We start from the raw sequence: 19,815 nt of genomic DNA, 5'->3' as shown, positions 1-19,815 counted from the left end.
TTAAATGAGCATTATCTTCTACCCATACGAATAGTGTTTTCACGTCTTTATAGTTAAATAAACTATCTTTATTATGATCAAGTTATCAGAAAAATATTCTTTTTGGCCTTTACGCTGTTAACTCACCATTAATACTAATTTACCAACATTGCTATTCTCCAACATCTGTTGATGGGCTTTATCGGCATTTTGCCATTGGTAACATGTATCAATAACTGGCAATAACTGTCCTGCACTGAATAACTCACCAAAGTCTTCTTTAAACTTAACAACTAACTCAGCCTTATAATCATAATCTCTATTTCTTAAGGTTGAAGCACTCAATTTAATTCGCTTTGAGAGCATCATACCCATATCAACTTTTTCACAATAGCGGCCCCGTATAATTGATAATAAAACAATCTGTCCGTCAATTGCTGCAACCTGTATATTTTTTTGTAAATAGTCACCTCCCACCCAATCTACAATCACATTAAAACCATCATGAGTGTAGTCTTTTTGCCATTGCTCAAAAGCGGCTTGATGATAATTAATGGCAATATCAGCACCCAGTGTTAAGCACGCTTGACACTTTTCTTCACTACCTGCAGTAACAACAACGAAACAGTCACTCGCTTTGGCAAGTTGAATAGCAGCACAGCCAACACCACTGGCACCAGCATGTATCAACACTGATTGTTTAGGTTGCAACTGAGCAATTGAGAATAGACTTTGGTAGGCTGTTAGAAACGTTTCTGCGCAAGCCGCACCTTGTTCAAAAGTAAAGGTAGCAGGCAGATAAAATAACTGGCTAGACTTTATAACAACATATTCTGCGTAACCTCCACCAGCAACCAAACCGAATACGTTATCATTCACTTTCCATTGATGCACGCCACTGCCACAAACAACAATTTCACCACAAACCTCAAGACCTAAAATAGATGACTCACCTTGAGGCGCAGGGTACTTTCCTTGACGCTGTAAAATATCTGCGCGGTTTACACCGATTGCTTTTACTTTGATTAAACATTCATCTGCTGAAACTTCAGGTAATATCGTTTCAGCAAATAAGAGTTGTTGCTCGTGGGTAACAGAAATATACTTCAAATAAACCTCTACGTTGTTAAGCGCTTATTACTTTACGATTCACTAGCTAATCGCAAAAAAGTGATGTGGTTGCCATTTTACCTGTTTTTTTTCTAAACTCGCGACTTCAGCTTCTGGCGGTCCATGTGATAGCCATGCTAACATTTTATCAACGTCTTCTTCTTCACCACTCATTAAAACTTCTACATCTCCGTCATCTAAATTTTTTGCATAGCCACTTAAACCATGATCAATAGCCACTTGTTGGCTAGACGCTCTAAAATAAACACCCTGAACTTTTCCACTAATATGGGCGATATAACTTACATTCATATTTGCTGTTCCTTAACGTAGTCTGAAATAACTTAATTTGAAGATTGCGCCAGAGCTTTGCATTGACTACACTCTGCGCAATTTCATTTTCCAATTTATTAAGTATAGTCACATGTCAGCAAGAATTTATTTAAAAGTAAGCCGAGACAAGTCTTTATTAAGAAAACATCCTTGGATATTTTCTCAAGCGATCAATAAAATCAAGGGAAACCCAATGTTGGGCGACACCGTAGATGTTTTTGATCACCGGGAAAAATGGCTTGCTCGCGGTGCCTATTCACCAGAATCACAAATTCGCGTCAGAGTGTGGAGCTTTAACGAAAGCGAAGAAATTAATAGCGAATTTTTTCGTAATAAATTATTAAGCGCTCAATCTAGACGTGAATGGTTTATTGAACAAGGTGGCTTAACCGGTTACCGTTTAATTGCCGGTGAATCTGATGGTTTACCCGGTATTACTATTGATAAATACGACAACCTAATTGTTTGCCAATTACTCAGTGCAGGTGCTGACTTTCAACGTTATACCCTCGTTGAAGTCATTAAAGAGCTTTACCCTGAATGTAGTATCTATGAACGTTCTGATGTTGATGTACGTAAAAAAGAAGGTTTAGAGCCCGTTACAGGCTGGTTAACTGCCCCCCTTGAGTCAACAGCATGCATTATTAAAGAGCATGGCTTGTCAATTAATGTTGATATTGCCAAGGGTCATAAAACAGGTTTTTATTTAGATCAACGTGACTCGCGAGTAACTGCCGGTCGGTATGCTAAGAATAAATCAGTGCTTAATTGTTTTTCTTATACGGGTACATTTGCCTTACATTGTGCGGCAAATGATGCCAAAGAGGTTATTAACGTTGATGTTTCTCAATCAGCACTCGATTTAGCCCAAGAAAACATTGTGCTTAATAATCTTCAAGACAAGAATGTTTCTTTTGTTAAAGCGGATGTGTTTAAGTTACTCAGACAATACCGTGAAGAAAAACGTCAGTTTGATATGATCATTTTAGACCCACCAAAGTTTGTTGAATCTAAAGCGCAATTAACGGGTGCTTGTCGTGGTTATAAAGACATCAACATGTTAGCGATGCAATTGCTCAAGCCAAATGGCATATTACTGACCTTTTCGTGTTCAGGTTTAATGGAGGCAAGTCTATTTCAAAAGGTGGTGGCTGATGCTGCGCTTGATGCCCGCCGTGAAGTGCACTTTGTTGAACGCTTGCAGCAAGCAGGCGATCATCCTATTTCAAGTAATTATCCAGAAGGCTATTATTTGAAAGGCTTAGTTTGTCAAGTGAGTTAACTTTTTACGTTATAATACAACTAAAAAACGAGCGAATTACGCTCGTTTTTTAGTTATTACACGGCTAATTGCTAATCTATTTCTGCAATATTAATCCCAATTAAAAAGCACTCATCACCTTCTTCGGTGACTCGTACTATTTTTCCCAAAACTTCAAGCGGTTGAACATTACTACTCGCAGAGCCCACGCTAACTTTAACATGGGTATTCAACTCTAATGGGTGGGTCATCTCAATGGCTATACCCGTAGCACTTAAATCACGACAAGTCGCCAATATTTGGCTATTCGCTTCATCATCGATAATGGTTACAGTTACATCACTATTTAACATCATCCGATAGAAGTCTCGTTTATCATCAAAGTTAACCATTACTACTCCCTATTGTTATTTGAATTTATTTACTGACTCTTTTATACCCATTGCCGTGTTTACTGTCAAATTTTCATGGTTGAAATTGTTGATAAAACCCGCTTAATTTGCTGAAATTTCTTTCAAATGATTTAAAATTCGCTTTGCTGAAACCGGATAAGCTGTTTTTAAGTTTTGTGCAAAGACTGAGACACGAAATTCTTCCATCATCCAACGAACGGCTAAAATTTCCTCCGCAACAGGTTTACTTTTATTTTGTTTAGCAAGTAACGCGAGATAAACATCATTGACTTTCGCAACCTCTAGCATTTTTAATCGGTCTTGGTGTGGATCAACAGGCAGCTTTTCCATGCGTCTTAACATCGCTTGTAAGTAACGAGCAATATCATCTAATCGTTGATGGCCAGAAGCTGTAACGAACCCTTTAAAAACAAGTAAACTCAGTTGTTCTTTAATGTCGGCTTGTGCTTGAATAACCTCTAAAGACATTCGGCCCTTTAATTTTTTACCTATTTCATGGGTTAACGTTAATACTTTTTCTACTTTTAAAGCAGATGCGAGCACACAGTCAGCCAATTCGGCGCGGACATGGTCTTTTGCTTTTTCAAAGTCATTTTGGTTACGCGGAATTTCGCCATGCTCTTTCACCAAGTGCTGACATGCGGCGACAATACAATCGTCTAATAAATCAGGTATTGAACCAAACGGATTGAAATATAAACTTAGCTTCGCTTTATTAGGCAATTTTTGTTGTAGATATTTCACCGGAGAAGGTATGTTTAATAAAATTAAACGACTTACGCCATTGATCATCGCTTGCTCAGCTAAACTTTCTTGCTCAAATAGCTCAATAGCTACCGTTTTATTTTTATCAACCAAAGCAGGAAAGGCTTTAATGGTAATATTGGCAATATTTTTTTCATAGCCTTTAGGGATCGCCTTGAAATCCCAAGTGGTAATTTGTGCTCGCTCTATTCCTTTATCCGCCACTTTTTTAATTGATGCTTTTACTTTTCCTTGTAAAGATGCTTTTAACGGCTCGAGCTTGCGGCTCTGATTAATGAGCTGCCCTTTTTCGTCAATCACTTTAAAGTTCATCGTTAAGTGAATAGGCAATTCAACATCTTGCCAAATATCTTCGGGTAAACGTACACCGGTCATTCTTAATAAATGTTTTTCAATAGCATCGGTTAGTTTTCCATTAAACTCACTAATGGCTGATAAACAAGCTTCGGCGTAATTAGGTGCAGGCACAAAATTTCGGCGTAATGATTTTGGTAAACCTTTGATCAACGCAATAATAAGTTCTAAACGTAGTGCTGGAATTAACCAATCAAAATCGCGGTCTTCAATCTGATTCAAAATTCCAACAGGAATATGTAAACTAATGCCGTCGTCAATATCACCTGGGGTAAAATGATAACTGAGCGGTAAGGTCAAATTACCTTGTCGCCAAACATCAGGATAATCATTAGCAGATAATTTTTTAGAGGTTTCGTTTAGTAAGAAGGCTTCTGTAAAACTCAGTCGTTGCGGATCACTTTGTTTAGATTTTTTCCACCAAGACAAAAAGCTACGTTGACAAACAATGGTTTCAGGGAGTTTTTCATCATAAAATTCAACCAAGCGCTCTTCATCAACTAAAAAGTCTTTACGACGCGCTTTTTGCTCTAGCTTTTCAATGCTGGCAACTAATTGATGGTTTTGTTGATAGAATTTTTCATTTATTGTGCTATCGCCATTAACCAAGGCTTCACGAATAAAAATTTCTCGACAGGTATGTGGCTCAATATGGTTAAAGTTTATTTTTCTTTTTGCAACGATGGTTAAGCCATATAAAATAACGTTCTCGAACGCCATTACCGCGCCTTGCTTTTTCTCCCAATGCGGCTCGCTATAATTTCGCTTAATTAAATGTGTCGCTAATGGCTCTATCCACTGTGGTTCTATTTTTGCCACCATGCGCGCAAATAATCGGCTGGTTTCAACCAACTCTGTTGCCATGATCCACTTAGGCGATTTTTTCGCCACACCCGATCCCGGAAAAATAAAGAATCGGCTATTACGCGCGCCTTTATATTCTCTATTTTCGTCAAGTTGCCCTAAATGGCTAAGCAAGCCAGAGAGTATCGCTTGATGAAGAATGTCATTATTATTATTTTCTGTGGGCGCTTCGTTTTTGCCCGCGTCATTGTTATGAGCATCAAGTAACGGTGGCGTATATTCAATACGACTCATTGGAATGTTTAAATCACGCAATGAATGTTTGAGCTGACTAAAAATATCTTGCCATTCACGAATACGCATATAAGCTAAAAACTCTTTTTTACACATATTTCGAAATTGGTTATTGGTCAGAGCTTTTTGCTGCTGTTCAATGTAATGCCACAAATTAAGTAAACTAATAAAGTCAGATTCTTTGTCTTTAAAGCGATTATGCTTTTCGTCGGCCGCTTGTTGCTTTTCATGTGGACGTTCACGTGGGTCTTGAATACTGACCGCACTGACAATAATAAATATTTGCTCGATACAGCCTAAATCAATCGCTGACAAAATCATTTTTGATAAGCGTGGGTCTGTTGGAAACTTTGCTAACATGCGCCCCGCTTTAGTTAAGACAATTTTATTTGGTTGTTTCTCAATCGCGGCTAATTCTTCCAGTAAAGAAACACCGTCATTAATATTGCGGTTGTCTGGTGGTTGTACGAAGGGAAAGTCGCTTATTTCACCTAAATCAAGCGCCAGCATTTGTAAGATAACGGTGGCAAGATTGGTACGTAATATTTCTGGGTCGGTAAACTCAGGGCGTCCCAGAAAATCATCTTCACTGTATAAACGTAAACAAACACCAGCAGAAACACGGCCACAACGCCCTGCTCTTTGATTAGCACTAGCTTGTGATATAGCTTCAATAGGCAGTCGCTGTACCTTAGTGCGGTAACTATAACGAGAAATACGCGCAGTACCGGGATCAATAACGTATTTAATACCAGGTACCGTTAAGCTGGTTTCAGCAACGTTAGTGGCAAGCACAATATTACGTCCGCTGTGAGGTTGAAATATTCTATTTTGCTCTTGCACTGTTAATCGTGAATACAGAGGCAGCACTTGAGTATGACGTAAATTCGCTTTTTCTAATGCTAAAGCTGCGTCACGTATTTCTCGCTCACCGTTGAGAAAAATAAGAATATCGCCCTGGCTAATATGACCCAGTTCGTCAACCGCTTGTAAGATACCACTGATGATATCATTGCTGCTCACTTCTTCCGTTTCATCATTATTATCAGCATTAAGCGGACGATAAAGTATTTCAACGGGAAAGGTACGCCCTGATACTTCAATAATAGGCGCAGGTTTTCCTGAGGCTGAAGCAAAATGCTTTGAAAATCGTTCAGGGTCAATCGTTGCCGAGGTAATAATGATTTTTAAATCAGGGCGTTTCGGTAGTATTTCTCGCAAGTAACCCAGTAAAAAATCTATATTTAAACTGCGTTCATGGGCTTCATCAATAATTAACGTATCATATTTTCTCAGTAAACGGTCATGCTGCATTTCAGCCAGTAAAATACCGTCAGTCATTAATTTGATATAGCTTTTATCGCTGACTAAATCATTAAAACGGACTTTATAACCGACTGCGTCGCCTAACTTAGTCGATAACTCATCCGCAATACGCGTTGCAACAGTACGGGCAGCAATACGACGAGGCTGGGTATGGCCAATCATTCCATCAATACCACGCCCTAAAGCCAGACATATCTTCGGAATTTGTGTGGTTTTACCCGAGCCCGTTTCACCCGCGATAATAACTACTTGGTTTTCCATAATGGTCTTAGCGATAAGATCAGCATTTTGTGAAACCGGTAAACTTTCTGGATAAGTTATTTTAGGCACACTTTGAATTTTAAGCTGCTTTTTCTGAATCGACTCATCAATATGGGCGGAAATTTGCTTAAGTGTTTTTTGCTGCTTCTCAAAATCAGTGGCTTTTTTACTCGACATCAAACGTTTTTTGAAACGAAATTGGTCAGACTTTAGACACAATTGAAGGCGGCTAAAAAGCTTATCAATATTAATAGCTTGATTGGGCTGAGACTCAGGTGAGGTAGTGATAGATTTTTCAGAAGACAAGATGAACTCAAACAAAAAAGGCAAAAGGGAATTTTACCAGCTTTATTAAGTCTGTACCACTTCAATCAAGTGGTACAAATAGACAGTGTAAAATTAACTCAGCTGACTAAGGTTTAAAGGTACTGCGGGTATATCTGTCAATACCGTATAGAACATCATTACGACATATAGTACCCAGTAAAATACCATCTTCGTCTACCACAGGATAAACTTTAGGTTTATTCTGTAACATGCTTTGCGCAAGTTCTATGACACTGTCAGAGGGTTTAACTGATAATACTTCTTTGCGCATCAACGCGGCAACATCACTCACATGTTCATTATGATAAATCGTCTGTAGCATTGTTGCTAAAACATCACTTTCAGAGAGAAAACCAATAACACGATTTTTACCATCGATCACTGGACCACCTATTTGTTTTGTTTTTAAAAAGCGCAATGCAGCCTCTTCCACCACCATTTCAGCAGTAAACGTAACGGGATAATGGTTCATATAATCTTTTACCTCTATGCTTTCCATAAACGCCCCTCAATAATTAAAATTTAAATGCCATGCGATAAAAATAACTGTAGTCGCTTTTATTCAATAAATCATGAATTTAGTAAAAATAAATCATTTAATGATTGAGTGCTTATTTTACAGACAATGCTAAGTAAATAGCCTGATTTATCAGGCTTTATCAAAGACTCGAGAGTGCGTTAGAGTAGAGACAGTAAAACGGGATCGGCAGAATTTTTTAAGGTGTTTGATAATGCATGGTATGAAAGCGAAAATTGTTTACGTAAATGTGATTTTAGATGAGGTTTAACCACTTTAGGCTTTATCGCTTTTAATAAACAAAATAACGCTAAAGCATGCAATGTTTCATTTTCTGGTAATGCCGATTGGCGATTAGCATTAGGGTTATTACACGAACCACAGCCCCCTTTAAATTGATAAGCGGTGTTGCTAAATATAACGCCAAACCCCATAAAACAAGCGATAATATCAACCGCTTGTGGAATGTATTCTTCTCCGCCTGGGGGTAAACTTCGTTGTTGAACAATCAGTATATTCGCAAGGTTCTGTACAATAGAAGAAATAAGGTCTTGCGGTTGGTTAACTTGGTTTGCGCGATAAGAAAGCATGATTGGCTGTTGTTGCAGCTTTTCGCTATCCTCACCGTTTAATTTGGCAAAAAGTGTGTTATCCCCTCGACAATGGTCAACCATATTAAACGGTGGAATGATTATTTGTTGACTGCCAGCAAAAAATCGCTCGGGAGTAACCAAAAGGATAGGCCACTCTTGCATGCCAGCATATTGGGTTGTCTGCTTAAAAATACTCAGCGCCATTTCATGCACACTGCTGACACTGCCTTGATAAAATTGATTATTAGGGAGCACAAGCTGGCTGTTGTTTTTAAATTCTAACACATCAAAATGGCTAAGCGCCCAAGAAAAGGTATCGAGGATCCATTGATGACTATCGGCATCAATAACATCGCTTATTTCAAGTTGGCTAGACGGTTTAATGAGCGCTAATAAATTGGCTAACATAACAAATAATGACTCACTGCGTTAATGGGCATCGCTTACCTGAGCAGACACTTCTTTTTCTTCAAGAAGTGCTCGTTCAGCTTTTGAAATATAACGAGGCTTATTACTGGTGTGCAATTTAGCATTCGCTTTTTTTTGCTTACTTTTTAATGTGGCGTTGATTTTTTTCTTACGATTCATTTTACTTTCTACATTTTAATTTATAAATAGCTAACTAAGTAAATAATAACCTACAGACAAACAAGGTCTTTATGGCTTAAGTAACGGATGATCTTCAGGTAACTGCTTTGCTATCCACATCGCTAATCGGTGTTTCATGCTTTGTAAATCTTCACCATCAGCAGGTGATGCTTGAATAAGTTTGTCGTTAACTAATAAACGATACAAGCTTTCAACTTTATCTTTTGAAGCATTCGTTGCAGAGAAACCGCTATAACCACGGTTCATTGCATATTTCTCACCTACTTCAATCGCTTTTTTTAATAAAGCGGTTTCATTTTTCATTTTTTTAGTTTTTTTCATGTGACTTCTTTTATTGTGACTTCATATCAAAGTAAAAGGCATTTAACTTATTGCCATCAAGACCGCGAGGTCCGATTTTGCCTTCACACACGGCTCCAAGTTCGAGCGCTTTTGTATAGAAAGCATCAACCTTGCCTGTTGAATCTAAAACGATTGCGACCATTACACCGTTGCCAACTGTTGCCGGTTGTTCATTAAAAGGTTTAGCGACGCACAGCCCTGCTTACTATGGTCTTAGTCCAAGCGACAAACTGGTCTGTTTCTAAAAAGCGCTCTGCGCCAATTGAAGGGAACAGCTCATCATAAAATACCACGGCTTTTGCTAAATCATTTGTTCCTAAGGTGACGTAATCAATCATAATAATCCCCTTTGTTAAAAATGTTAAGTTAACGTTTTATTATTTATAGCTTGAAAGTAACACCTTCGTAAACTGCTCGGTACTAATTTCTTTGCCATGTTCAATAATTAACTGGTCAAGAAGCACAATATCAGCTTCTAACGACGACATGGTAAGGGTATTGTCGTCTAGGTTATAAAGCTGCTTTAAACTCGCATAATAAAATTTTAAAACAATTAACGCTTTTTCATCACCGTTAACACTCGCTTGCTTAATCTTTTTTAAGCGACGATAAATAATATTTTGAATTTGCTTGAGTTGCCAAACATAATAAATTTCATTAAAAAATGGTGTGTTTTTTAATTGTTGTAGTATTGCTGCACACGCCAGTAATGCGAAAATAACACCTAAAAAGTTATAGCGAAAATTACTCCCTTGGTCAGCTGAAGCTGTCGTGGTGTTAGCGAGCGTATCAAGGGCTAATGGATCCGAGAATATAGCAATCAATATTGCACCAAAGGCAATGGCTAATATCGCTAAGGTAATAATGAAGCCAACAATCACTTGATTAAGTTTGCTACGATACGTTTTTTTATTTATGTCTTTTAACGTCATGCTACCACTTATTTAATGGGGTCACTGAAATTCAAGCGACATTCTAACGTAATTTCTCTGAGGAAACCGCTTTCCATCGCTTTATTTTTTATAAAGGTCGACACCTGAATAACGAGTCGTTTTTGTGGTTACTCCCTGTCGCCAAACATTCGCTAAGGCGGCGACACTAAGCTTTTGCTTGGCGCGGGTGATCGCGGTATACATTAATTCTCTTGAAAGCAGTTTATTGTCTGTTTGCTCTGGTAATACCATCACCACATGTTCAAATTCACTGCCTTGTGTTTTATGAATAGTCATGGCATAAACGGTTTCATGTTGGGGCAAACGTGCTGGGTTAACCCATTTATATTCATTATTGGCTTGTTCAAAAACAGCCATTAAATGCCCTGCGTCATTCTTCCACAATAAGCCAATATCGCCGTTATATAAACCTAGGGCATAATTATTAACATTTATCATAATGGGTTGACCACAATAACGGGTGTCAAATGCGTTTATATGCCCGTGTTTAACTAATATATGTTGTACTTGCTCGTTTAACGACTCTACCCCTTGTTCACCAACACGCGTCGCACATAAAATACGAAACTGTTGTAATTGTTTAAAAGCTGCTGAGACCGTTTTTTGTGCAAAAATAGGAACATAATAACGTTGTACTAAGTCAGCCAACCATTCACTTGGCTTTCCGGCAAGCAAGCGTAAAGTACTCTGGTGTTGAAACGTGTTTTCGTTATCATCATCACCGACTAATAACGGTTCATTTAATAACTGCCAACTTTCGTTAAAACGGCCATTAATAACATGACCCGCTATTTTTCCTATGCCTCCTTCACCATCGAAACGCCTACTTTTTTCAAGAAAAACCACGTGATCAGCGGGCAACGTTACGCCTAAAGATTTAGGCGATTTTTTCCACAGGGGTAAGTTGGGGAAGTCGGTAGTTTCTGATAAATACTGTTGATTTTCGCAACTATAGCCTCGGTGTGGCTTAGGGGCTAAATCATTAAGCACACTGCCTGCAGCAACCGATGGCAATTGGTCTGCATCCCCTAAAAGTATCACTTGGCAGTGATTTGGCAGTGCTCTAAAAACACGGACCATTAAGGCTAAGTCAACCATTGAAACTTCATCAATCAACAGTACATCAATATTAAGTAAATTGTCTTGGTGGTGACGAAAATTAACACTATTAGGAATAACACCTAAAAGACGATGGAGTGTTTGTGCCTCATGGGGAATTTTCGCTAAAACCTGCTCGCTAATTTGACCTTTAAAACCATGTAAAGCATTAGTGACTGACTCTGACAAACGCTGGGCCGCCTTTCCGGTTGGTGCAACTAAAGCTATCTTTATTTCTTTATTAATATGCTTATTTGGCGTTAATTGAACAGATGAATTTAACATCACCAAAGCAGCTAACAACTTGGTCACCGTATAGGTTTTTCCAGTGCCCGGACCGCCCGCGATAATGCTAAATTTTTTGTTAATCGCATTGGCCACAGCTACTTTTTGCCAGTCTATATCATCATTATTCTGCTCTAACGTTTCTGCTGGGAATAATGCCGCTAAGCAGTTTTTAATGTCAGCTGGGTCAAAGGCTTGTAGGTTTACATCGTGGTGTTGGGCATTTTTAGCTGAAATAAACTGTAATAGTGCTTGTTCGAAGTGGTAATAACGACGCAAATACAACTTATTATCATGAAAAACAATCGCTTGGTTGTCCTGGGCAGTAATAGATAATTGCTGGCATAACGCAACCAAATCGGGTGCATTGTTAAAAGTAAAACCATGATGGGTAACGATGCCTTGTTTATCGCAACTATAACCAAAGCGACTATTAGCCAGTGTGGTGATAGGCAAACAGCTATGACCTGCTCTAAGGCTTTCACTGAGCGCGATAAGCAAATGAAAAATTTGTTGATTATTATTTGTATCGTTTTTAGCAAGACTTTGTTGAATTTCTTTCGCAAAAAAGTAGTCAACCGCTTCAATGTTATTAAGTTGCTCTTGAGCATAATGAAATTGCTTATATAGCGCGGTCATTTTATGTTTCTCCTAGAAACAATTGGTCAAGTGCTTCAAGTTCGTCAACGCCAATATTTCGATAATACACACCACAATTTTTATGTTGCTCTTCATCTGTCATTCCACGTAAATACAGATAGTAAGCACCGCCAAAATGTGTGTTTACGTCATAATTTTCGAGGCTATAACTTAAGTAACGATGTAGGGCTAAAGCATAAATAAGGTACTGCAAGTCATAGTGATTTTTTTCAATATTGTCTTTCATGGCTTGTTGACTGTAGTCACTAAAGTCATGACCTAAGTGGCTTGACTTATAATCACAGATATAATATTTATTGTTGTGCTCAAAAATCAAATCAATAAAGCCATGCATCATACCTTTTAGCTGTTGATATGCCGGTAAACGTACCGTTGATTGCTGAGATGCTTTACTGTCCATATTGCGATGTTTAGACAATATATGGGTTAATTTTTCAGTGCTCGCTGAGCACATTGGGTAATAAAACTCACTTTCTCGTAGCGTTTGTTGTTGTTGTAAATCACCTAAACTAAAAACCTCTGCGCCCCCTATAGGAAAACGATCACTCGAAGACTCAGTATGAGCTTCGACATCATCCGCTCGATCACAGTTTAGTGGTGCGTTGATCATTTGTTCAAGCCAAAGTTGCAGATCTTCTGCTTGATAACCTGGCGTTAATTCACCATACTTTTGTAACGGCCAATGCATAGCGTCTTGCCAGTCAGGCGCATTAAAATTTGTGTGCTCTAAAATATCATGTAATAAGTTACCGGTATGGGCCCCCTTTGCTAAATTAAAGCGCAATAAACGACTGGCTTGAGGCGCACTTGACTGCAGTTCACCACTTGCCACTTTCTCCAGTGAATTGTCACGATCAGGTGAAGATACTCCGCCGTGGCGTAAATTTCGGCTTAATGCTGAAAATGAACTTAGCCACCAATCACGTTCTATTTTGCCGTTAAAATGCGCAACTTCACCGCTAATATGGCTAATTTCAGATAGCGGGGCTTCTTGTGCAATAAGTTCGCTCGCATTTTCAACGCTAGAAAGTCGCACTAAACTTATGCTGTTGGGTTCATCATTTGCCAACCGTAATAAGTTTTCTTCGATATCTTGTTCTGCTTGCCATTTTAAGGCACTGCCAAGAGGAGAATGTTGTGCTTTATCAAAGCTTGCCGTTAATATATAACAGCGCCTTTCTGCACGGGTTACCGCAACATACAATAAACGAATAGCTTCTGCGTATGCTTCATTAGCCATTGACGCCTTAGCATGTTCTGAGCCGTCTAAGCTTAATTTTAACTCTAGATTGTCGTCATGGTATTCAATAAAAGTAACAGCGCTTACACCAAACTTAAGTGGATCTTTATGTCTTGTTGCAAACGGCACAAACACTACGGGATACTCTAAACCTTTTGAACCGTGTTGAGTAATAATCCGTATTAAATTATCGTCACTTTCTAAACGCAATTCAGCTTCAATCTCAGGGTCGTCGACGCGGCTTTGTTGTTCAAGCCAATACAATAATTCTTGCGGTTGGCGATGTCGTTGACTGGCCGTTTGCAGTATTTCAAATAAATGCAATAAGTTAGTCAAAATACGATCTTGGTTTTCATCTGATATACAGAAATGGTCATGCATTAATTTTAATGCCATCGAAATAAAACCTTTATACAGCCATTCATTCCGCAGTTGTTCAAAATCAAATTTCAAGGCTTGCCAAGCGAGTTCATCAGCTTGTAATTCACGGTATGCTTTAGGATGATAATTGAGTAAATCACAAGCAATTGCGGCACTGAAATAACGTTCATTTTCAACAAACAAGATGCCTTTAAGTAACTGTATTAATTGATGTGTTTGTTCGCTTTTCATCAAGTTAGCGCGATTACTCATAAAGACTGACGCTAAGTTGGCATTTTCTAAGGCTTGCTTAATATCTCTGGCCTCAGCGCCATCACGCACGAGAATAGCAATATCTTTCGAGGTCAATTGCTCACAACTTTCTGTGGCAGAGGTACTCAGTAAACGAATAATTTCGTTAGCACACCACGTGGCCATAACCGGGCGAAAACTTTGCGCGACCGATTTTTTGGCTTCTTCATCAACAAAGTGAATAAACTGTAAGGCGTTGTCTGCACTAGTGTGATGTTTTTTAAGCGCGGGTGGCGAAGCCTTCACGGGAATATAAGGAATGTCGTAACCAAAAACATGACTATTTCCCTCTATAACGTCTACGGCGTCTTTAATGGCTTCACCATAAAACAAGCGGTTATAACCGGTGATCATAGCAGGCGTAGAACGCCAGTTAGTATCCATTAGCCATTGATAATCGCAATCTTTACGCGCTGATAAATAAGCAAAAACATCACCACCACGAAATCCATAAATCGCTTGTTTAGGATCACCAATCATATACAGAGCGGCTTGATTTTGATGATAATAAATAGCTTCAAGTATCGAAAATTGTAAGGGATCGGTATCCTGAAATTCGTCGACTAATGCCACGGGATATTGTTCAAATAACGTTTGCGCCAGTATTTGCGCGTTGCTATTTTTTGCTTGTAAACAATGAGCAAGTGTCGAAATAAGATCGTCAAAACTTAATATATTGGCATTGTTTTTTTGTTCTTCAATACTGATGCGTATTTGATAAATACCTTGGCGGACAATTACGAGTGCTTTCGCTTTTTCAATTTTCTTAGCTAACGATTTTAATTCAGCTTTAACGGTTTTTACTGGTTCAAATACCGCTAACAGTTCAACTTTACCCGCCGAGCGAGCGTAACGTTTACCGTCAATAAAAGCGTCAGGCATTTTTTCATTACCCACAGTAATATCATCAACCAAGCGATGTAACCATTGCACTAACGCATCAAGTTCTTGCTGGCGTTTCTCCCTTTCTGCGCCTTTTTTAACCTCGATAAGATACTGAGTCAGTAGCGGTACGTTACTTTCTAAGTTATCAAGCGCTTGCTGAGTTAATTCGGTAAATTGTTGCTCTATTTCATCAACGTTAACAACATCAAGCGTATTTTGTTTGCTAATAGCTTTTGAAAATTGACTGAGAAAACTGAGCGGATTTTGCCAGAACTGCATCACTTGCGTAAACTGCTCGGGGCTATCTTTGGCTAACACTCGATACCAATCTTGGCAAGCTTGTAACACTAAGTCTTGGCAACTGGTTTCCATTTGTGCATTAAAAGCGACACCGCTGGCAAAAGCGTGCTGGCTTAATACGCGCTTACAAAACCCATGAATAGTGAATATAGCGGCTTCATCAAGATATAACAGTGCTTGGCGTAAGCGTATTTTTGCCGATTTTTCATCAATATGTGTACTGATCGACTTAAAGAACTCATCTTCAACAATGAGTGCATCCCACTCGCTTAATGCCTGTCGAATAAAGTTGTCAATACGCCCACGTAATTCTTCAGTCGCATCTTTTGTGAAGGTCATGACCAATATTTGTTCAACAGGTAATTGCTTTTCGAGTAATAATCGTAAATATAAACGGGTGATATTAAAGGTTTTACCGGTGCCCGCACTCGCTTCAATGAGATGTTTTCCTACCAGAGGGATTTCGTGAGCAATGAGATTATTCATCTTCATTTTATTTGCTCCTGAGCTTGCCACATCGGTTGATAAAGTGCCGTAAACGTTGGCTGATGCTCAGAAAACTCAGGACATTGTTGCCAGAAGTAATGCATGTAAGGGTCTTGTCCTAAGGGTTTGATCACGCTGAGCATGCTGCTATTGTCTGACCATATTTTTTCAAAGTGGCTTTGTTGAAAGGCTTTCGCTTTAAAGAACTTTTCGACTAATTCGGTGTTAAGCAGTAAAGCTTGCTGCTGCCCTTTGAGATAAGTTTCAACAATAAAAGCTAAATGCGCCTGAGCATTGTCTACTTGGCTAAAGCGGTATTGGGTTGGTTTTTGATTTTTTGTATCAAAGTAAAAACCTTTGGTTATTTTTACCTGCGCGAGCATATTTTGCTCTTGTGTAAAATCAGCGGTATTCAATGTCGCTGCATGGTCTTGCCAACATTGAAGAATGAGTTGATGCAAATAAAGAGCAAATAAGTCTTTACCTTTTGCCGAAGAGCTTCGATAGAACATCAAACTATCTTCTTGGACAGGAAAATTGGCACCAAGAACAAAGTGGCTATTATTGGCAAGAACCAAGTCGAGCTCGGCATTAATAAAAGTAATTGGCGCTTCAGCTGTCGTTAGCTGACTTTCCGTGCGAATAAATTCACTAAAATTCTCACTGTCATCTCGCCAGCGCTCTAAGCTGTCATTTGTGCTGGGTAAGTCTGGAAAAACGCCACTTACCCCTGCCGCACTCACTGCAGAAGTTATCTCCTGCTCGCTGCTACCCACTAAATAAAGCGCTAAAAGCTGCTGACGTAATAAGTAACTCTGCAAAAAGTTTTCACTAAATGGCTCAGTATCATCAAGCTGCGTCTCTCGAGGTTCAAAAAACAACTGTAAATGCCGTTGAGCAAAGGCCTTCGCGGGGTGCTGAAAAAAACGGATCAGTTCATTTATATCAACAACTTTAGTTTCGTTATCTGGTGTTATCTCAACCGGCAGAAATAAGGTATCGGTTTGTGCTGATTTTTTAGCTGATTTAAGTTTCAGCCAATGAGGGTCGAAGCTTTTCAATTGCCCCAAATAGTTGTGCTCGCTGAAAGCTTGCATGGGTAATTGTTTAATATCTGAAGATCGATCATCACTATCGTTTTTTTCAATGACGTTGTCGCTATTGTGGAGTTGCCAACCATAACCTGCTTCAAGATATTCCATTAATTCTTTGAGAACTATCGACGGCTGTTTTTCATTATTATTACGAATGTTACGCCCTTGATAGCTTAAGTATAATGACTGGCGTGCTGATATTATCGCTTCTAAAAATAAGTATCTGTCGTCGCCACGGCGCGATCTATCACCCAGTTCACTTTTGCTACTGGCCATAAGATCAAAACCTAATGGTTGACGCTGTCGCGGAAATTCGCCGTCGTTCAAACCTAAAATGGCAATGACTTTAAAAGGAATACTGCGCATCGGTAACATGGAGCAAAAAGTAATTTGCCCAACCATAAACTGACGACCGGGATCTGGCTGACTAAAATGATTAGTAAGAAAGTCTCGTACGACACCTAAGCTGATTTTTTGCTGGTAATCAGCGTGTTGGCAATATTCAACCAACGCACCTATGGCTTGGTCTATAACGTTAAAAGCGTTTTCATCGGTAACCTCAAACAAGCTATTTAACAGGGACAATAAAAATTGTTGCCACTGGCTTGCCGACTTCTCTTGAGCAAGGTGCTGAGAGAAATGCTGTAGTTGCTCGATAATCAGCATTAATTTACCCAATAAAATAGCGTCGTTTCCTTCAACATTAGGCAAATACAGTTGATCGTCAACAAACATTGGGCTATCAGCAAAAGCAAAGCCGCGCATTAATCGTGATAAACCTTGTTGCCAAGTAAAGGCATTATTCACTTCTTTGCTGTGCAAAACCTGCTGTTTATGCTGTTGGTCCACACCCCAGTGCACGCAAGCTTGTTCGAGCCAAGCAGAAATTTTATCAAGCTCTTCAAGGCTCAGCGAAAACTTATTTTGTATTGCGGGTAAACGTAACATGCCGATAATTTGCGACACTTGAAAACGACTATCAGGCAAACTCAGTAATTGTGTAAAAGCGGCAACGATAGGTTCGGAGTCTTTACTAACTCTGTCGGCAATAGAACAAGGCAATGGGGGGATCTTGTCTGCTAGGTCTTGCCAACCTCGTGCGAAAACAGCACTGACATATGGAGCATATTGCTCAACTTGTGGGCACATAACCAAGACATCTTTGGGGGTTAAGCTTTTATCGTCATTAAATTGGTGGAGCAGCCAATCGTGTAAGCCTTGTACTTCGCGTAATGCGCTATGAGCACTGGAAAAGACAATCGAGTTATCTTGCTGATTTTTAGGTGCATCTTTTGGGTTGGTTAAGGTCAGAATGTCTTGTTGAACTTGGTGTAATACCGATAAACTTTCTGCTTCTTCTCCCTTAACAATGGTATCAAAAACCTCAATATTTACGGTTGAATAGTCATTAAGCAAGGCCATGAATTCACGTCCTTGTTGACCCAAATTAGCCAACAGCGGATTACCCACATTCACGGTAATATCGTCGTGGCCCTTAACCCATTTTGTTAATAGGTTAATCGCTTGTTTTTCTGATTGAATATCACCCCAATAATCAAAACAAGGGTTAAGATGGAAAAAGTGCACATCAAGATGTTCGCTTACCGCTTCGATGAAAGACAACCACATCGGTGCCATGGCATTAATCCCAAAAAAGGATAAACGGGGTGGTAACAAATGCTTTTTCGTGGCTATATTTTCAATGGCTTTATTAACGAGATCGAGTGGATCATAGCTTTGTTCTTGGGTTAACAATTGCCATAATTTTGCCTGCCACTTCTCTACTTCTACCGCTTGTTTTTGGTGAGCGAAACTTTTACTGGCTTTACCTTGGTGCCAATCATTGATCCATTGTGGTCTAAAAATTAAATATTGCTCATATAAATCGGCTAATTGGCACGCCAGTTGATAACGTTTTAATGTTTGTTTCTCACTAAATACGGTTGAATCACTTTGCTCTTTTGTGGCTGAAGACTCATTAATACTATCGCTTAAAACAGCGTCGTCAGAAATGGTAGCTGTCCCCAACCAGTATTGTGTTGCACTAGAGAAATCGGGGTCGTCAATAACAATTTTACTACCCATAAGGGCATCTATTCGCCATGAAAGTACTTCACGAGAAAACGGTGACTGCTCTGGCACGTTATCATCGCTAGCTATACTTCTAACAAGCTTCCACAAAAACTGCGACGGTAACGCGTAACCAATATTCATACTGATACCGCGTTGCTGAGCTAACGACATATTAAGCCAATGCTGCATACCAGCGTTTTGCACAACAATCATTTCTTGGCTGAAGATAGGGAGTGGTGAAACCTGTTGGATTTTATCAAGAAGTGCTAATAAATTTTCCATTTTATTAGCCGGATAAAGATAGAACAATATGAAGACCTTAGAGACAATATTTTCTGACTAAATTTAAGCATAACAATACAGATAAAGCTATCAAAATCACTGAGTTATTTTTCTAAAAACATCTTTTTTTATTGAATAAAATCTAAATGCGTCTGAAAATATTGGCCTAAAAAAGGCACTAAATATGCTTTTCCCACTGCAGCATAGTAGATAGCCACTAGCCAGAATAAAAAGACAACAATACCGATTGCCCAGCCAATAAGTGGTATAAAAGATAACAAGGTAAAAGTTAAGATAAGCCCTAAAGATTGCTTTAAATGAAAGGTAGAAAAACTTGAACGATTATAACTATGAAGTAGGATGGCAATACACCAACCAATCACAGTAAAGTAACTCATAATAGCGACAAACTTAGTCATATCAAAACCCGATTTACTCGGTAAATCAAACGATGCCATAGCCAAATATTCAAATGAAGCCATAAGATAAAGTTAGTAGA

The 19,815-nt window shown here is 39.0% G+C and carries 16 protein-coding genes; 1 reads left to right on the top strand and 15 read right to left on the bottom strand.

The window, feature by feature from the left end:
- Positions 1 to 117: 117 nt before the first annotated feature.
- Both H4J73_RS09200 and H4J73_RS09195 read right to left on the bottom strand, forming a co-directional pair.
- Positions 118 to 1,089 carry an NAD(P)H-quinone oxidoreductase gene (locus H4J73_RS09200; protein WP_182181174.1) on the bottom strand — a complete coding sequence of 324 codons (972 nt, stop codon included), beginning with the start codon at positions 1,087 to 1,089 and terminating at the stop codon, positions 118 to 120.
- A gap of 42 nt (positions 1,090 to 1,131) precedes the next feature.
- Positions 1,132 to 1,401, bottom strand: a complete 270-nt coding sequence (locus H4J73_RS09195; protein WP_182181175.1) for an acylphosphatase — start codon at positions 1,399 to 1,401, stop codon at positions 1,132 to 1,134.
- Between the two features lie 112 nt (positions 1,402 to 1,513).
- On the opposite strand from H4J73_RS09195, the gene H4J73_RS09190 reads away from it, so the two are divergent.
- Positions 1,514 to 2,704: a class I SAM-dependent methyltransferase gene (locus H4J73_RS09190; protein ID WP_182181176.1), complete on the top strand. Its 1,191-nt coding sequence runs from the start codon at positions 1,514 to 1,516 to the stop codon at positions 2,702 to 2,704.
- A 71-nt stretch (positions 2,705 to 2,775) separates the two neighbouring features.
- On the opposite strand, the gene H4J73_RS09185 is transcribed toward H4J73_RS09190, so the two are convergent.
- The 13 genes from H4J73_RS09185 to H4J73_RS09130 all read right to left on the bottom strand — a co-directional run bounded on the left by H4J73_RS09185 (position 2,776) and on the right by H4J73_RS09130 (position 19,798).
- Entirely contained in the window at positions 2,776 to 3,075 is a 300-nt protein-coding gene (locus H4J73_RS09185) for a PilZ domain-containing protein (protein ID WP_182181177.1), read from the bottom strand.
- A 102-nt stretch (positions 3,076 to 3,177) separates the two neighbouring features.
- A complete protein-coding gene (gene hrpA, locus H4J73_RS09180) occupies positions 3,178 to 7,206 on the bottom strand; it encodes an ATP-dependent RNA helicase HrpA (protein WP_220460665.1) in 4,029 nt (1,342 codons plus the stop codon).
- 106 nt (positions 7,207 to 7,312) lie between these two features.
- Positions 7,313 to 7,726 carry a CBS domain-containing protein gene (locus H4J73_RS09175; protein WP_182181178.1) on the bottom strand — a complete coding sequence of 138 codons (414 nt, stop codon included), beginning with the start codon at positions 7,724 to 7,726 and terminating at the stop codon, positions 7,313 to 7,315.
- Between the two features lie 179 nt (positions 7,727 to 7,905).
- Positions 7,906 to 8,745: a hypothetical protein gene (locus H4J73_RS09170; RefSeq protein WP_182181179.1), complete on the bottom strand. Its 840-nt coding sequence runs from the start codon at positions 8,743 to 8,745 to the stop codon at positions 7,906 to 7,908.
- A gap of 21 nt (positions 8,746 to 8,766) precedes the next feature.
- Positions 8,767 to 8,925 (bottom strand): DUF2986 domain-containing protein, encoded by a 159-nt coding sequence (locus H4J73_RS09165; protein WP_182181180.1) that lies wholly within the window; start codon positions 8,923 to 8,925, stop codon positions 8,767 to 8,769.
- Positions 8,926 to 8,994: 69 nt separating this feature from the next.
- On the bottom strand, positions 8,995 to 9,267 hold the full coding sequence (locus H4J73_RS09160; protein ID WP_182181181.1) for a DUF5062 family protein: 273 nt from the start codon (positions 9,265 to 9,267) through the stop codon (positions 8,995 to 8,997).
- A gap of 10 nt (positions 9,268 to 9,277) precedes the next feature.
- Positions 9,278 to 9,430: a hypothetical protein gene (locus tag H4J73_RS20225; protein WP_220460664.1), complete on the bottom strand. Its 153-nt coding sequence runs from the start codon at positions 9,428 to 9,430 to the stop codon at positions 9,278 to 9,280.
- A 40-nt stretch (positions 9,431 to 9,470) separates the two neighbouring features.
- A complete protein-coding gene (locus H4J73_RS20220; protein ID WP_220460663.1) occupies positions 9,471 to 9,626 on the bottom strand; it encodes a hypothetical protein in 156 nt (51 codons plus the stop codon).
- Between the two features lie 39 nt (positions 9,627 to 9,665).
- Complete coding sequence (locus tag H4J73_RS09150) at positions 9,666 to 10,220, bottom strand: DUF3087 family protein (protein WP_182181182.1); 555 nt, start codon at positions 10,218 to 10,220, stop codon at positions 9,666 to 9,668.
- Between the two features lie 81 nt (positions 10,221 to 10,301).
- Positions 10,302 to 12,263 carry an exodeoxyribonuclease V subunit alpha gene (gene recD / locus H4J73_RS09145; RefSeq protein WP_182181183.1) on the bottom strand — a complete coding sequence of 654 codons (1,962 nt, stop codon included), beginning with the start codon at positions 12,261 to 12,263 and terminating at the stop codon, positions 10,302 to 10,304.
- A gap of 1 nt (position 12,264) precedes the next feature.
- Positions 12,265 to 15,873, bottom strand: a complete 3,609-nt coding sequence (recB, locus tag H4J73_RS09140) for an exodeoxyribonuclease V subunit beta (RefSeq protein WP_182223422.1) — start codon at positions 15,871 to 15,873, stop codon at positions 12,265 to 12,267.
- Positions 15,870 to 19,343 (bottom strand): exodeoxyribonuclease V subunit gamma, encoded by a 3,474-nt coding sequence (recC, locus tag H4J73_RS09135; RefSeq protein WP_259366706.1) that lies wholly within the window; start codon positions 19,341 to 19,343, stop codon positions 15,870 to 15,872. The genes recB and recC overlap by 4 nt, the downstream gene beginning before the upstream one ends.
- A 101-nt stretch (positions 19,344 to 19,444) precedes the next feature.
- Positions 19,445 to 19,798 (bottom strand): hypothetical protein, encoded by a 354-nt coding sequence (locus tag H4J73_RS09130; RefSeq protein ID WP_182181186.1) that lies wholly within the window; start codon positions 19,796 to 19,798, stop codon positions 19,445 to 19,447.
- Positions 19,799 to 19,815 lie beyond the last annotated feature (17 nt).

The sequence above is a fragment of the Colwellia sp. MB3u-41 genome (genome assembly GCF_014076845.1).
Taxonomy (GTDB): Bacteria; Pseudomonadota; Gammaproteobacteria; order Enterobacterales; family Alteromonadaceae; genus Colwellia_A.
This window is presented reverse-complemented; position numbering and strand designations above follow the sequence as displayed.